The sequence below is a fragment of the Klebsiella huaxiensis genome (assembly GCF_003261575.2).
In the GTDB taxonomy this organism is placed as follows: domain Bacteria; phylum Pseudomonadota; class Gammaproteobacteria; order Enterobacterales; family Enterobacteriaceae; genus Klebsiella; species Klebsiella huaxiensis.
The window spans coordinates 5909167-5923280 of record NZ_CP036175.1 but is presented as its reverse complement, the minus strand read 5'-3'; the positions used below and the strand labels follow the sequence as shown (position 1 = coordinate 5923280).

Below are 14114 nucleotides of genomic sequence, written 5' to 3'. Positions count from 1 at the left end.
TGCCCGGGCTACGAGTACGTGCGGTATCGGATCGTGTAGCCCGGACAGATGCGTTAGCATCGCCTCCGGGGAAAATCGAAGCTTTGCCGCCTTAACGAAAACTCACTTCTTCACCGGCCTGATTCGTTGCCGCCTGTTCCAGTAGATCCCAGAAGGTTTCGCCGCTGCGGTCGCAAATCCACTCATCGCCTTTTAGATCGAAATGATAGCCGCCTTGCTTGGCTGCCAGCCACACCTGGTGCAGTGGCTCCTGACGGTTAATAATGATTTTGCTGCCGTTTTCAAAACTGATGGTCAGTACGCCGCCGTTGATTTCACAGTCGATATCGCTGTCGCCGTCCCAGTCATCCAGACGTTCTTCGATGGTCATCCACAGGGTATCGGCCAGGCGATGGAATTCACTGTCGTTCATGGTTCAGTTCCGCTTTTTTTTGATAGTGGCGGCAGTATAGCGCAATCTACGATGACTTCGGCAGATTGCGAAGGCGGATAAGCAGCGCCAGGGTGATGACCACCATTCCCTGCGCTTGTCCGATATGGCGCGAGGCGGCCTGGACGCCGCCAGACTGTTCAGCATGCTGATTCCCTGCGCCAGTGGTGACCAGTATTGGGGCATTGGTCGCGATAGTACCCTACCCATTCCTGCGCCTATCAAACAAAGCCCTGAGGCCATCAGCACAGGAGTAAAATCCCTTCACGTGCAGCGCTGCTGCGGCAATGAGCGCGCCTGATATTCCTGCGATCAGCCCCATTTGGCATTGGCGGCGAGGGTTTCGCTGTTGAATAAATAGCGGTAGCTCCAGAGAACAGGCGTCGAGACATAGTGCAAAAGGAAATATCAGCAGCCCTGTTTCCATCGCCGATCTCCGCAAGGATAAAAATCAGGCACCCGATACGGAACAGCATTCGCCAACCCCAGATGCACCCCAAAAAGTTGCCGGGCTGGCAGTGTTAACCCACGGAGAGCGGGTAAATCCTGAATCGCGTCGCGCGGCTTAGGTTCGGCTCTGTGAAGTGGGGACCCTCGCTGTTTACGGCGGGAAGCAGTCAAAAAGCTGCCCTAAACGCTTGCGTTTACGTCTTCTCCTGCGATGATAGAAAGCAGAAAGAATGAATCACGGGCAACTATCCATGAAAAACGTTTTCCCAACGCTTGCCGTTTTATTAGCGGTCCTCAGCCTCACCGGCTGTGGCCTGAAAGGTCCGCTTTATTTCCCGCCAGCGGAAAAAACGGCATCCCCGCCGACCAAACCGGTTGATAGCGGTATCCAGAGCTCTACGCCGGATCGTAACGATCGCGGTGATAGCGGCGGCCCGACCCAGGTAAATTACTAACGTTCTGTTCCGCGCAACTGGAGTAGATAATGCAGTTTTCTAAAATGCATGGCCTTGGCAACGACTTTATGGTCGTTGACGCGGTAACGCAGAATGTTTTTTTCTCACCGGATCTGATTCGCCGCCTGGCGGATCGGCACCTTGGCGTGGGTTTCGATCAGCTGCTGGTGGTTGAACCGCCTTACGATCCCGAACTCGATTTCCATTATCGTATTTTCAACGCTGACGGCAGCGAGGTGGCGCAGTGCGGCAACGGTGCGCGCTGTTTCGCCCGCTTTGTACGCCTGAAAGGCCTGACCAATAAACGTGACATCCGCGTGAGCACGTCAAACGGTCGTATGGTATTAAGCGTAACGGAAGACGACCTGGTGCGCGTGAATATGGGTGAGCCGAACTTCGAGCCATCGCAGGTGCCGTTCCGCGCCAACAAAGCGGAAAAGACCTATATTATGCGCGCTGCTGAACAGACAGTATTGTGCGGCGTGGTGTCGATGGGTAACCCGCACTGCGTTATTCAGGTCGATGACGTGGAAACCGCGCTGGTGGAATCGCTCGGCCCGGTGATGGAAAACCACGAACGCTTCCCGGAGCGGGCGAACATCGGTTTTATGCAGGTGGTCAGCCGTTCCCATATTCGTCTGCGCGTGTATGAACGCGGCGCGGGCGAAACGCAGGCTTGCGGAAGCGGCGCCTGTGCGGCGGCGGCAGTCGGTATCCAGCAGGGATTACTGGGCGAAGAGGTCCGCGTGGAACTACCCGGCGGGCGTCTTGATATCGCCTGGAAAGGCCCGGGCCAACCGTTGTATATGACTGGCCCGGCGGCACATGTCTATGACGGATTTATTCATTTATGAAACACATCGGGGAAGAACAGCAGGAACTCGCCAGCGAGCTGAACGATCGCGCAGTGGTGGACTATCTGTTGCAACATCCTGAATTCTTTATTCGTAATGCGGCTCTGGTGGAACACATGTCGGTTCCGCATCCGGTGCGTGGTTCGGTATCGCTGGTGGAATGGCACATGGCGCGGGCGCGGAATCATATCAACGTGCTGGAAGAGAACATGACGCTACTGATGGAGCAGGCAACGGCTAACGAAAGCCTGTTTCAGCGTTTGTTTCATCTGCAAACGCGGCTGGCGTCGGCTGATAGCCTCGATGAAATGCTGAATCGCTTTCATCGTTGGGCGCGTGAGCTGGGGCTGGCGGGGGCGACGGTGCGCCTGTTTCCTGACTGTTGGCGGCTCGGCGCGCCCTCCAAATTCACTCATCTGGCGCTGAGTCGCCAGGCGTTTGAACCTATCCGCATTCAGCGTCTTGGGCAGCAACGCCATTATCTTGGCTCATTAAACGGCCCGGAACTGCTGGTCGCGCTGCCGGAAGCGAAAGCCATCGGTTCGGTCGCAATGTCGCTGCTCGGCGGCGATGATGCTCCCGGCGTCATGTTCTTCAGCAGTCGCGATCCCCAACATTATCAGCAAGGGCAGGGAACGCAGCTATTGCAGGAGATTGCTTCGATGCTCCCCGGATTGCTGGAGCGCTGGATTGAGCGAGCATGACCGACTCACCCCTGTTCGCTCCCGTAGAGCGCTTTTTACGCTATCTCGGCGTCGAGCGTCAGCTAAGTCCGATAACGCTGCTGAACTACCGTCGCCAGCTGGAAAAGCTTATCACGCTGGCGGAAAACGGCGGTCTTAAAAGCTGGCAGCAGTGCGATGCCGCCCAGGTCCGTAGCCTGGCGGTGCGCAGCCGTCGCCAGGGGCTGGGGCCTGCCAGCCTGGCGCTGCGGCTTTCTGCCTTACGCAGCTTTTTTGACTGGCTGGTGAGCCAGGGTGAACTGACGGCCAATCCGGCGAAGGGCATCTCCGCGCCGAAAGCGCCACGCCACTTGCCGAAAAATATCGATGTCGACGATGTTAACCGACTGCTGGATATCGATCTTAACGATCCGCTGGCAGTGCGCGATCGGGCGATGCTGGAGGTGATGTACGGCGCCGGGCTGCGTCTTTCGGAGCTGGTGAATCTCGACATTAAACACCTTGACCTGGAGTCAGGCGAGGTGTGGGTGATGGGCAAAGGCAGCAAAGAACGCCGCCTGCCGATTGGCCGCAACGCGGTTGTGTGGATTGAGCACTGGCTCGACCTGCGCGGCCTGTTCGGTACCGATGACGACGCGCTGTTCTTATCCAAACTGGGCAAGCGAATTTCCGCGCGTAACGTGCAAAAGCGCTTTGCCGAATGGGGCATTAAGCAAGGCCTCAATAGCCATGTACATCCGCATAAGCTGCGCCACTCCTTTGCGACCCATATGCTGGAGTCGAGTGGCGATCTGCGTGGGGTGCAGGAGCTGCTGGGCCATGCCAACCTCTCCACCACTCAAATTTATACCCATCTTGATTTTCAACACCTTGCTTCGGTGTACGATGCGGCGCATCCGCGCGCCAAACGGGGGAAATAATGCGTTTTTACCGACCTCTGGGCCAGATTTCAGCACTGACGTTTGACCTGGACGATACCCTTTATGACAATCGCCCGGTGATTGACCGGACGCTGCATGAGTCGCTGAGCTTTGTGCGCAGCTATCACCCTTCGCTGAGCCAATTTGATGCCAGCGAGCTGAACCAACTGCGCCAGACGCTGCTGGCGTCGGAGCCGGAGATTTATCACGATGTCACCGAGTGGCGGCGTCGCGCGCTAGAGCTGGGGATGATCAACGCTGGGCTTTCTGCGGAGCAGGCGAAGACGGGGGCAGACGAAGCGATGGCTAACTTCGCCCACTGGCGCAGTCTGATCGACATTCCGCAAGAGACGCACGATACGCTGGCTAAACTCGCCGAAAAATGGCCGCTGGTGGCGATTACCAATGGCAATGCTCAGCCGGAGCTCTTTGGCCTGAGCGACTACTTCCGCTTTGTGCTGCGCGCGGGTCCGGACGGGCGCTCTAAGCCCTTTGCCGATATGTACCACCTGGCGGCGGATCGGTTGGAACTGCCGTTAGCGCAAATCCTGCATGTGGGTGACGACCTGACCACCGATGTGGCGGGCTCCATTCGCTGCGGTATGCAGGCCTGCTGGATCAAACCGCAGGGCGCAGACCTGATGCATACCACCGATAGCCGCCTGCTGCCGCACATTGAAATTTCACGGTTGGCATCTCTGACCTCGCTGATATAATCGTCTGTAGTTCTGTATAAATTAACAGTAGCCCGGTGAACTGAACGCTGCCGGGCGTCTCATTTCCGGCGGTGCCAATGGACGTTTCTTACCTGCTCGACAGCCTCAATGATAAACAGCGTGAAGCCGTTGCGGCATCACGTACTAACATGCTGGTTCTGGCTGGAGCGGGCAGCGGTAAGACGCGCGTACTGGTTCATCGCATCGCCTGGCTGCTGAGCGTGGAGAACTGTTCCCCTTACTCCATTATGGCGGTGACCTTTACCAACAAAGCGGCGGCGGAAATGCGCCATCGTATTGGTCAACTGATGGGTACCACCCAGGGCGGTATGTGGGTCGGCACCTTCCACGGGCTGGCGCACCGCCTGCTGCGCGCTCATCACCTTGATGCCAACCTGCCGCAGGATTTCCAGATCCTCGATAGTGAAGACCAGCTGCGTCTGCTGAAGCGCCTGATTAAGGCGATGAATCTTGATGAGAAGCAGTGGCCGCCGCGTCAGGCCATGTGGTACATCAACGGTCAGAAAGACGAAGGGCTGCGCCCGCATCATATTCAAAGCTACGGTAATCCGGTTGAGCAGACCTGGCAGAAGGTTTATCAGGCCTATCAGGAAGCCTGCGATCGTGCCGGGCTGGTAGATTTTGCCGAGCTGTTGCTGCGCGCGCACGAGCTGTGGCTCAACAAACCGCATATTCTCCAGCACTACCGCGAGCGCTTTACCAATATCCTGGTGGACGAATTCCAGGATACCAACAACATTCAGTATGCGTGGATCCGCCTGCTGGCGGGCGATACCGGCAAGGTGATGATCGTCGGCGATGACGACCAGTCCATTTACGGCTGGCGCGGTGCGCAGGTGGAAAACATCCAGCGCTTCCTCAACGACTTCCCGGGCGCTGAAACTATCCGCCTGGAGCAGAACTATCGTTCGACCAGCAATATCCTCAGCGCGGCGAACGCCCTGATTGAGAACAACAGCGGGCGTCTGGGCAAAAAACTGTGGACCGACGGTGCTGATGGCGAGCCGATTTCGCTCTACTGTGCGTTTAACGATCTTGATGAGGCGCGTTTTGTCGTCAACCGCATTAAAACCTGGCAGGAAAACGGTGGTCAGCTGGCGCAGTGCGCGATTTTGTATCGCAGCAACGCCCAGTCGCGCGTGCTGGAAGAGGCGCTGCTGCAGGCCAGCATGCCGTACCGTATTTATGGCGGCATGCGCTTCTTCGAACGCCAGGAGATCAAAGATGCGCTTTCCTACCTCCGACTGATCGCTAACCGCAACGACGACGCGGCGTTTGAGCGCGTGGTGAATACCCCAACGCGCGGTATTGGCGATCGTACGCTGGACGTGGTGCGCCAGACTTCACGCGACCGCCAGCTGACCCTGTGGCAGGCCTGTCGCGAGCTGTTAAAAGATAAAGTTCTTGCCGGTCGCGCCGCCAGCGCCTTACAGCGCTTTATGGAGCTGATTGACGCGCTGGCGCAGGAGACCGTCGATATGCCGCTGCACGTGCAGACCGACCGGGTGATTAAAGACTCCGGCCTGCGCACGATGTACGAGCAGGAGAAGGGCGAGAAAGGCCAGACGCGTATCGAAAACTTAGAGGAACTGGTGACGGCAACGCGCCAGTTTAGCTACAACGAAGAAGATGAAGACCTGATGCCGCTACAGGCGTTCCTTTCCCACGCTGCGCTGGAAGCGGGCGAAGGGCAGGCGGACACCTGGCAGGACGCGGTACAGCTGATGACCCTGCACTCGGCGAAAGGGCTGGAGTTCCCGCAGGTATTTATCGTCGGCGTGGAAGAGGGGATGTTCCCGAGCCAGATGGCGCTCGATGAGGGCGGTCGCCTGGAAGAGGAGCGTCGCCTGGCCTACGTTGGTGTGACTCGTGCGATGCAAAAACTGACTCTGACCTATGCCGAAACCCGACGCCTGTATGGCAAAGAGGTTTATCACCGTCCGTCACGCTTTATCGGCGAGCTGCCGGAAGCGTGTGTGGAAGAGGTGCGTCTGCGCGCAACGGTGAGTCGTCCGGTGAGCCATCAGCGCATGGGGACGCCGATGGCGGAAAACGATACCGGCTATAAGCTGGGCCAGCGCGTGCGCCATGCCAAGTTTGGCGAAGGCACGATCGTAAACCTTGAAGGCAGCGGCGAGCATAGTCGCCTGCAGGTTGCGTTTCAGGGGCAAGGGATCAAGTGGCTGGTTGCCGCTTATGCCCGGCTGGAAACAGTGTAACATTAAGAAAAATATCATTATTTTGTAATATTCTGCTACCTTTGTACGTTAAGGCGCTTGATTTGCTCTTTAGCGTTCCGTTGCGTGTTGACGCCGTTTTGGCGCTGGCGTAACATGCGCGCACGATTACGCTAAGAGGACATTCGCCTTGGACACACCCAGTAGATGCTGGCTCAACTTCCTGTCCATCAGGAACAACTCCTAAGGCTATCCTCTTATGCTGATAGCCTTAGCGGTTGTCGGCGACCCGTTCTATTCCCGTCGCTCTGAGTCAGGCTTTATGGTCTGAAACCCAAATTGTTTCTGTGTGCCCACCGAACTGTCCGATAATTTTTTTGCATTGGGAGTCCCGGTCATGCTGAGCGCATTTCAACTGGAAAATAATCGTTTAACGCGTCTGGAAGCCGATGAGATCAAGCACCTCGCCAGTTCGGTGTGGGTCGATCTGGTCGAGCCTGACGATGAAGAACGAAGCCGCGTGCAAACGGAATTGGGCCAGAACCTGGCAACGCGCCCGGAACTGGAAGACATCGAAGCGTCAGCACGTTTCTTTGAAGATGAAGACGGTTTACACATCCACTCATTTTTCTTTTTTGAAGATGCAGAGGATCACGCCGGTAACTCGACCGTGGCGTTTACTATCCGCGAAGGGCGTCTGTTCACCCTGCGCGAGCGGGAGCTGCCCGCTTTTCGCCTGTATCGTATGCGCGTTCGCAACCAGTCGATGGTTGATGGTAATGCCTACGAGCTGCTGCTTGACCTGTTCGAAACCAAAATCGAACAGCTGGCGGATGAAATTGAAAACATCTACAGCGACCTGGAAAAACTCAGCCGGGTGATTATGGAAGGCCGTCAGGGCGATGATTACGATGAGGCGCTCTCTACCCTCGCTGAGCAGGAAGATATCGGCTGGAAAGTTCGCCTGTGTCTGATGGATACCCAGCGCGCGCTCAACTTCCTCGTGCGTAAGGCGCGTTTACCGGCGGGCCAGTTGGAGCAGGCGCGTGAGATCCTACGCGATATCGAATCCCTGCTGCCGCACAACGAATCACTGTTCCAGAAAGTTAACTTCCTGATGCAGGCGGCGATGGGTTTTATCAACATCGAGCAGAACCGCATCATCAAGATCTTCTCGGTGGTTTCCGTGGTCTTTCTGCCGCCGACGCTGGTGGCTTCCAGCTATGGGATGAACTTCGAATTTATGCCCGAGCTGCACTGGAGCTTCGGCTATCCCGGCGCGATTGTCTTTATGATGCTCGCCGGTCTGGCTCCGTATCTGTACTTTAAGCGTAAAAACTGGCTGTAAAAAAAGGAGCTTCGGCTCCTTTTTTTGTTATGCCCTGCGCGTTCTGCGTATGGTGTAAATTGCATCCATCACGAAAATCGCCAGCGCCACCCAGATAAAGGCGAAGGTTACCATCTTATCTGCGCCCGGCACTTCGCCGTAGAACGTCACCGCCAGTAGGAACATCAGCGTTGGGCCGATATACTGGAAAAAGCCCAGCGTGGAGAGGCGCAGACGTGTTGCCGCGCCGGTAAAGCACAGCAGCGGGATGGTGGTCACCACGCCCGCTGCCATCAGCAGCAGGTTCAGCGACCATGGGTTCTGACCCATATGGCTGGTCGGGCTATCAGCGATGCCGAACAGATAAATCGCGGCGACCGGCAGCAGCCACAAGGTTTCAAACAGCATGCCGGTTTGCGCATCGACGGCGATCTTTTTACGCAGCAGGCCGTAGAACGCAAAGCTGAACGCCAGGCCCAGCGCGATGATCGGTAGCGAGCCGAAGGTCCACAGCTGCACCAGAACGCCGCAGGCCGCCAGCATTACCGCCAGCCACTGCATCCGGCGAAAGCGCTCCCCGAGGAAGATCATCCCTAATAGAATATTCACCAGTGGGTTAATAAAATACCCCAGGCTGGCTTCCAGCATATGGTGGTTATTTACCGCCCAGATAAACAGCAGCCAGTTGCCGCCTACCAGCACGGCAGACAGCGCCAGCAGGAACACCTTTTTCGGCGTTTTTAGCAGTCTTTTAACCTGCGGCCACTGACGGCTGACGCTGACCAGCGCCACCATAAAGAAGAAGGACCAGATCACGCGGTGAGTCAGAATTTCATCGGCGGGAACATAGTAGATAAGCTTGAAGTACGCGGGCGCGATACCCCAGATAAAATAGGCGGCCAGGGCCAGCAGAACCCCTACCCGCGTTTGTTTAGCATCCATCGGTACAAATCCATTGCCAAAGAGAGTGATGTTACTCGATTTATGGCAATCAACCCACCATATACGTCGCCGTGGCGCTGGCGATATAAACCTGCTCTTCGTTATGTAGCTCGACGCGGGCCACTGCGACCTTGTTACCGGCGCGCAGCAGGCTGCTGGTGGCGGTGAAGCGTTCCCCGCGGCCCGGGCGCAAATAATCAACGCGCAGATCGATGGTCCCCATTCGCGACAGGCGCTGGCGCAGCTCTTCTTCATTGATGGTGTCATGACGAGTCAGCGTACTACCCACACAGACCAGCCCCGCGGCAACGTCCAGCGCGGAGGCGATAACGCCGCCGTGTAAAATGCTTTGCGCCCAGTTGCCAACCATCATCGGCTGGTTTTTAAAGCTGATCTGAGCAAACTCTTTTTCGTAGCGCTCCAGCTCCAGCCCTAAGGCACGGTTATAAGGCATATGATAAACAAAGATTTCTCCCACCAGCTTAAGGGCGGCGGCGGCGGTAAGCTCAGACATGGCAACATTCCATTGGTTAATGAAATGTTGATTTTATGCTTCTAAAATATTGATTTCTACTTTAAGAACGGATAACAGGTCAGAAGACGCATAAATAGGTAGAATGCTGGCTGGGTTAAACAGAAATAATAATTATCCATCCAGGAGAACAGTAATGCGTATCTCTTTGGCCTGCCTGCTGGCGCTTGCTGCGCTTCCGGCTGGCGTTCTGGCGCAGGACGCGCCTGTAAATAAACAGGTTCACGACACTCCGGCCGTTCGCGGGAGCATTATTGCCAACCTGTTACAGGACCATGATAATCCGTTCCTGCTGTATCCCTATGAGAGCAACTATCTGCTCTATACGTGGACCAGCGATCTCAATAAAGAAGCAATTCGCAGCTACGACTGGGCCGAGAATGCACGTAAGGATGAGGTGAAATTCCAGCTTAGCCTGGCGTTTCCCCTGTGGCGGGGGATCCTTGGCGATAATTCGCTGCTGGGCGCTTCTTATACGCAAAAATCCTGGTGGCAGCTCTCCAACAGTAAAGAGTCCGCGCCGTTTCGCGAAACCAACTATGAGCCGCAGCTGTTTCTCGGTTTTGCGACCGACTATTCGTTTGCTGGCTGGACGCTGCGTGACGTTGAGATGGGCTATAACCACGACTCTAACGGCCGTTCCGATCCCACGTCCCGCAGCTGGAACCGTCTTTATACCCGGCTGATGGCGCAAAATGGCAACTGGCTGGTGGAAGTGAAGCCCTGGTACGTGATTGGCAGCACCAACGATAACCCGGATATCACCAAATATATGGGCTATTACCGCCTGAAAGTGGGTTATCAACTGGGCGAGGCGATTCTCAGCGCTCAGGGGCAATATAACTGGAATACCGGCTACGGCGGAGCTGAGCTTGGGGTGAGCTATCCGGTCACCAAACATGTGCGCGTCTATACTCAGGTCTATAGCGGTTATGGCGAGTCGCTCATCGATTATAACTTTAACCAGACCCGCGTCGGCGTCGGGCTGATGCTCAACGATCTGTTTTAATCGTTGCACTCTGGCTCTCAGGCGCTGAAAATAGCGCCTGTTTTCTTTTCAGGCATATGGGGTCAACGTGGCACAGGCGGAAGTATTAAATCAGGAATCGCTGGCTAAGCAGGTTTTACAAGAAACCTTCGGCTACCAGCAATTTCGCCCGGGCCAGGAAACCATTATCGATACGGCGCTGGCAGGGCGCGATTGCCTGGTGGTGATGCCGACCGGCGGCGGAAAGTCGCTGTGTTATCAGGTTCCTGCGCTGGTGCTGGGCGGCCTGACCGTCGTGGTATCGCCGCTTATCTCACTGATGAAGGACCAGGTCGATCAGCTACTGGCTAACGGCGTGGCGGCGGCGTGCCTGAACTCAACGCAGAGCCGTGAGCAGCAGCAGGACGTGATGGCCGGCTGTCGCAGCGGGCAAATCCGCCTGCTGTATATTGCCCCGGAACGCCTGATGCTGGATAACTTCCTTGAGCATCTCACGCACTGGAATCTGGCGATGGTGGCGGTGGATGAAGCACACTGTATTTCCCAGTGGGGTCACGATTTCCGCCCGGAATACGCCGCACTAGGGCAGCTGCGCCAGCGGATACCGCAGATTCCGTTTATGGCGTTAACCGCCACCGCCGATGATACCACCCGTCGCGATATTGTCCGCCTGCTGGGGTTAGACGACCCGCTTATTCAGGTCAGCAGCTTTGACCGCCCCAACATCCGCTATATGTTGATGGAGAAATTTAAGCCGCTGGATCAGCTGATGCGTTATGTGCAGGATCAGCGCGGTAAGTCGGGCATTATCTACTGCAATAGCCGGTCGAAAGTGGAAGATACCGCCGCGCGCCTGCAAAGCCGTGGTATCAGCGCGGCGGCTTATCACGCTGGCCTGGAAAACGATATTCGCGCCGATGTGCAGGAGAAATTTCAGCGCGACGACCTGCAAATCGTGGTGGCGACGGTGGCCTTCGGCATGGGCATCAACAAACCGAACGTCCGTTTTGTGGTGCATTTCGACATCCCGCGTAATATAGAATCCTACTATCAGGAAACCGGGCGCGCCGGGCGCGATGGCCTGCCTGCGGAAGCGATGCTGTTTTACGATCCGGCGGATATGGCGTGGCTCAGACGCTGTCTTGAAGAGAAACCCGCCGGTCCGTTGCAGGACATTGAACGCCATAAGCTCAACGCAATGGGGGCGTTTGCCGAAGCGCAAACCTGCCGCCGCCTGGTGCTGCTCAACTACTTTGGCGAAGGGCGTCAGGAGCCGTGCGGTAACTGTGACATCTGCCTTGACCCGCCGAAACAGTACGATGGCTTGATGGATGCGCGGAAGGCGCTGTCGACGATTTACCGCGTCAATCAGCGTTTTGGTATGGGCTACGTGGTGGAAGTGCTGCGCGGCGCTAATAACCAGCGTATTCGCGATATGGGGCACGATAAGTTGCCGGTCTACGGTATTGGGCGCGAACAGAGCCACGAGCACTGGGTCAGCGTTATCCGTCAGCTTATTCATTTAGGGCTGGTGGCGCAGAATATTGCCCAGCACTCCGCGCTGCAGCTTACCGAAGCCGCCCGCCCGGTTCTGCGCGGCGACGTGACGTTACAGCTTGCCGTGCCACGTATTGTGGCGCTGAAGCCGAAGGCGATGCAGAAATCTTTTGGTGGCAATTACGATCGCAAGCTGTTCGCTAAGCTGCGCAAATTGCGTAAGGCGATCGCCGACGAAGAAAACATCCCACCCTACGTGGTATTTAACGATGCGACACTGATCGAAATGGCCGAACAAACGCCGCTAAGCGCTGGAGAGATGCTGAGCGTCAATGGCGTCGGCACGCGTAAGCTCGAGCGCTTTGGTAAAGAGTTTATGGCTCTGATCCGCGCGCACGTGGATGGTGATGATGAGTAGTCAGCCAGCCGAAAAAGTGCAAATATAGTTTTCGTCCTTACTATTTTCCTGCGAGTTAATCATGTTGACGCTCTTCTTCACCGTGGCGCTGGTGCATATCATTGCGCTGATGAGTCCTGGCCCGGACTTTTTCTTTGTCTCACAGACCGCCGTTAGCCGCTCCCGCAAAGAGGCGATGATGGGCGTCCTGGGGATCACCTGCGGCGTGATGGTGTGGGCGGGCGTGGCGCTGCTCGGCCTGAACCTGATTATCGAGAAAATGGCCTGGCTGCACACCATTATCATGGTCGGCGGCGGGCTGTATCTATGCTGGATGGGCTTTCAAATGCTGCGCGGCGCGCTGAAGAAAAGCGACGTAGCGGCGGCGGAGCCACAGGTTGAGCTGGCGCGTAGTGGTCGCAGTTTCCTGAAGGGGCTACTCACCAACCTGGCGAACCCGAAAGCGATTATTTACTTCGGTTCTGTGTTCTCGCTGTTTGTTGGCGACGACGTTACCGCCAGCGCGCGCTGGGGCATTTTCCTGCTGATCGTGCTGGAGACGCTGGCCTGGTTTACGGTGGTCGCCAGCCTGTTTGCTCTTCCGGGTATGCGCCGCGGTTATCAGCGGATGGCGAAGTGGATCGACGGCGTTGCCGGTACGCTATTCGCCGGTTTTGGTATTCATTTGATTATTTCGCGCTAAGTATCCTGCAGCCCACCCTGGGTTTTCGGGTGGGTTAGATTTTAGTGACGGAGTTGCTGCAAATCGTCAGGTGTGAGGCCGGTCATTTCCATAACCGCAGTAGCATCAATGCCCCGGTTGAGCATTGCTTTTGCGACCTCCATAAAGGCGGCGCGTTTGCCGTTTTTTATGCCTTCCTTCATGCCTTCCTTTATGCCCTTCTGCATACCTTCCTCGAGCCACTTTTCTGCCAGAGTCATCAGTACTTCTCCATGCTGCGGCACCCGCTGTGCCAGCTCATATAATAGCGGCCGAACGTCCTGCTCTTCTCCCGCCTGGGTCATATATTTTATCAGTACGGTAACTTGTTGTCTGCTCATCTGTTCGAGCATCAACAGGCTGGTGAGCCTGTCCAAAAGCTCAGCCATCTCGCGCTGGCGAATATGCTTTTGCACCAGCGTCAGGGCTGCCATGCTGCGGTGCTGCATGATTTCGTCGTCGGGGATAACGGTGATATCCACCAACGGAAAGGCATTGGCGTAAAGCTGACGCGCAGTATCCGGATCGGCAAAGCTTTCCAGCCAATTCAGGGGCCAGGGGTAGGGGCTTCGCTGCCCCTGATAAAAGAGTATCGGGATCACCAGCGGCAGTGTCTTGTGCCCATTCTCGAGATGCCTCTGCATGGCGGCGATGGCGTAACGCATCAAGCGAAACGCCATCAGTTTATCGGGCGAGCTTTGGTGTTCGATCAGAACATGCACGTAGCCCTGACCGCTGGTGGTCTCCAGTGAATAGAGTATATCGCTGTAATAAGGCCGCAGGTCGTCTTCAATAAAGCTCCCTGATTCCAGGCGTAGCGTATCCAGTTTGCAAATCTGAATTAACGAGGGCGGCAGGTGGATCTCAATAAAGTCCCGCGCGGTTTCTACGCGGGAGAGAAAGGTTCTGAATACCGCATCATGTGGAGTTGCCGCTTCCGCCATTGTTTTCGTCCATGAATAAGAGCATCTGGCGGCATTCTGGCATTGGCGCTGCGGAGTCGA

At 56.2% G+C, this 14114-nt stretch carries 15 protein-coding genes; 11 read left to right on the top strand and 4 right to left on the bottom strand.

Annotation, left to right across the window (positions count from 1 at the left end; all coding sequences use genetic code 11):
* Positions 1 to 91 precede the first annotated feature (91 nt).
* The gene (gene cyaY, locus DA718_RS28320) at positions 92 to 412 is read right to left on the bottom strand and encodes an iron donor protein CyaY (protein WP_110276872.1); all 321 of its coding nucleotides are present in this window, start codon (positions 410 to 412) and stop codon (positions 92 to 94) included.
* A 719-nt stretch (positions 413 to 1131) separates the two neighbouring features.
* On the opposite strand from cyaY, the gene lptM reads away from it, so the two are divergent.
* The 8 genes from lptM to corA all read left to right on the top strand — a co-directional run bounded on the left by lptM (position 1132) and on the right by corA (position 8054).
* The gene (lptM, locus tag DA718_RS28310) at positions 1132 to 1335 is read left to right on the top strand and encodes an LPS translocon maturation chaperone LptM (RefSeq protein WP_112216170.1); all 204 of its coding nucleotides are present in this window, start codon (positions 1132 to 1134) and stop codon (positions 1333 to 1335) included.
* 29 nt (positions 1336 to 1364) lie between these two features.
* Entirely contained in the window at positions 1365 to 2189 is an 825-nt protein-coding gene (dapF, locus tag DA718_RS28305) for a diaminopimelate epimerase (protein ID WP_112216144.1), read from the top strand.
* Positions 2186 to 2893, top strand: coding sequence for a DUF484 domain-containing protein (locus DA718_RS28300; protein ID WP_112216145.1), 708 nt, complete (start codon positions 2186 to 2188; stop codon positions 2891 to 2893). Before dapF ends, DA718_RS28300 begins: the two co-directional genes overlap by 4 nt.
* Positions 2890 to 3792 carry a tyrosine recombinase XerC gene (gene xerC / locus DA718_RS28295; RefSeq protein WP_112216146.1) on the top strand — a complete coding sequence of 301 codons (903 nt, stop codon included), beginning with the start codon at positions 2890 to 2892 and terminating at the stop codon, positions 3790 to 3792. Before DA718_RS28300 ends, xerC begins: the two co-directional genes overlap by 4 nt.
* The gene (gene yigB / locus DA718_RS28290; protein WP_112216147.1) at positions 3792 to 4508 is read left to right on the top strand and encodes a 5-amino-6-(5-phospho-D-ribitylamino)uracil phosphatase YigB; all 717 of its coding nucleotides are present in this window, start codon (positions 3792 to 3794) and stop codon (positions 4506 to 4508) included. The genes xerC and yigB overlap by 1 nt, the downstream gene beginning before the upstream one ends.
* Positions 4509 to 4585: 77 nt before the next feature.
* On the top strand, positions 4586 to 6748 hold the full coding sequence (gene uvrD, locus DA718_RS28285) for a DNA helicase II (RefSeq protein WP_112216148.1): 2163 nt from the start codon (positions 4586 to 4588) through the stop codon (positions 6746 to 6748).
* A gap of 148 nt (positions 6749 to 6896) precedes the next feature.
* Positions 6897 to 6953: a YsgD/CorL family protein gene (gene ysgD, locus DA718_RS31105; RefSeq protein ID WP_350494802.1), complete on the top strand. Its 57-nt coding sequence runs from the start codon at positions 6897 to 6899 to the stop codon at positions 6951 to 6953.
* A 150-nt stretch (positions 6954 to 7103) separates the two neighbouring features.
* Entirely contained in the window at positions 7104 to 8054 is a 951-nt protein-coding gene (gene corA / locus DA718_RS28280; RefSeq protein ID WP_110276862.1) for a magnesium/cobalt transporter CorA, read from the top strand.
* 27 nt (positions 8055 to 8081) lie between these two features.
* Here the strand turns inward: corA and rarD are convergent, their stop codons facing one another.
* Both rarD and yigI read right to left on the bottom strand, forming a co-directional pair.
* A complete protein-coding gene (gene rarD, locus DA718_RS28275) occupies positions 8082 to 8975 on the bottom strand; it encodes an EamA family transporter RarD (protein ID WP_112216149.1) in 894 nt (297 codons plus the stop codon).
* 49 nt (positions 8976 to 9024) lie between these two features.
* Positions 9025 to 9489, bottom strand: coding sequence for an acyl-CoA thioesterase YigI (gene yigI / locus DA718_RS28270; protein ID WP_110276860.1), 465 nt, complete (start codon positions 9487 to 9489; stop codon positions 9025 to 9027).
* Between the two features lie 154 nt (positions 9490 to 9643).
* Between yigI and pldA the strand changes: the two genes are divergently transcribed.
* From pldA to rhtC, 3 genes are all read left to right on the top strand, one after another.
* Positions 9644 to 10516, top strand: coding sequence for a phospholipase A (pldA, locus tag DA718_RS28265; protein ID WP_112216150.1), 873 nt, complete (start codon positions 9644 to 9646; stop codon positions 10514 to 10516).
* Positions 10517 to 10583: 67 nt separating this feature from the next.
* Entirely contained in the window at positions 10584 to 12410 is a 1827-nt protein-coding gene (gene recQ, locus DA718_RS28260; protein ID WP_112216151.1) for an ATP-dependent DNA helicase RecQ, read from the top strand.
* 61 nt (positions 12411 to 12471) lie between these two features.
* A complete protein-coding gene (gene rhtC / locus DA718_RS28255; RefSeq protein ID WP_112216152.1) occupies positions 12472 to 13092 on the top strand; it encodes a threonine export protein RhtC in 621 nt (206 codons plus the stop codon).
* Between the two features lie 41 nt (positions 13093 to 13133).
* Here the strand turns inward: rhtC and DA718_RS28250 are convergent, their stop codons facing one another.
* Positions 13134 to 14054 (bottom strand): Rpn family recombination-promoting nuclease/putative transposase, encoded by a 921-nt coding sequence (locus DA718_RS28250; RefSeq protein ID WP_112216153.1) that lies wholly within the window; start codon positions 14052 to 14054, stop codon positions 13134 to 13136.
* Positions 14055 to 14114 lie beyond the last annotated feature (60 nt).

What these genes read in the sequence shown, in the direction of transcription:
- xerC (WP_112216146.1), top strand. Translation starts at nt 2,890, where the DNA reads ATGACCGACTCACCCCTGTTCGCTCCCGTAGAGCGCTTTTTACGCTAT.
- lptM (WP_112216170.1), top strand. Translation starts at nt 1,132, where the DNA reads ATGAAAAACGTTTTCCCAACGCTTGCCGTTTTATTAGCGGTCCTCAGC.
- dapF (WP_112216144.1), top strand. Translation starts at nt 1,365, where the DNA reads ATGCAGTTTTCTAAAATGCATGGCCTTGGCAACGACTTTATGGTCGTT.
- DA718_RS28300 (WP_112216145.1), top strand. Translation starts at nt 2,186, where the DNA reads ATGAAACACATCGGGGAAGAACAGCAGGAACTCGCCAGCGAGCTGAAC.
- uvrD (WP_112216148.1), top strand. Translation starts at nt 4,586, where the DNA reads ATGGACGTTTCTTACCTGCTCGACAGCCTCAATGATAAACAGCGTGAA.
- rarD (WP_112216149.1), bottom strand. Translation starts at nt 8,975, where the DNA reads ATGGATGCTAAACAAACGCGGGTAGGGGTTCTGCTGGCCCTGGCCGCC.
- cyaY (WP_110276872.1), bottom strand. Translation starts at nt 412, where the DNA reads ATGAACGACAGTGAATTCCATCGCCTGGCCGATACCCTGTGGATGACC.
- yigI (WP_110276860.1), bottom strand. Translation starts at nt 9,489, where the DNA reads ATGTCTGAGCTTACCGCCGCCGCCGCCCTTAAGCTGGTGGGAGAAATC.
- DA718_RS28250 (WP_112216153.1), bottom strand. Translation starts at nt 14,054, where the DNA reads ATGGCGGAAGCGGCAACTCCACATGATGCGGTATTCAGAACCTTTCTC.
- pldA (WP_112216150.1), top strand. Translation starts at nt 9,644, where the DNA reads ATGCGTATCTCTTTGGCCTGCCTGCTGGCGCTTGCTGCGCTTCCGGCT.
- yigB (WP_112216147.1), top strand. Translation starts at nt 3,792, where the DNA reads ATGCGTTTTTACCGACCTCTGGGCCAGATTTCAGCACTGACGTTTGAC.
- corA (WP_110276862.1), top strand. Translation starts at nt 7,104, where the DNA reads ATGCTGAGCGCATTTCAACTGGAAAATAATCGTTTAACGCGTCTGGAA.
- rhtC (WP_112216152.1), top strand. Translation starts at nt 12,472, where the DNA reads ATGTTGACGCTCTTCTTCACCGTGGCGCTGGTGCATATCATTGCGCTG.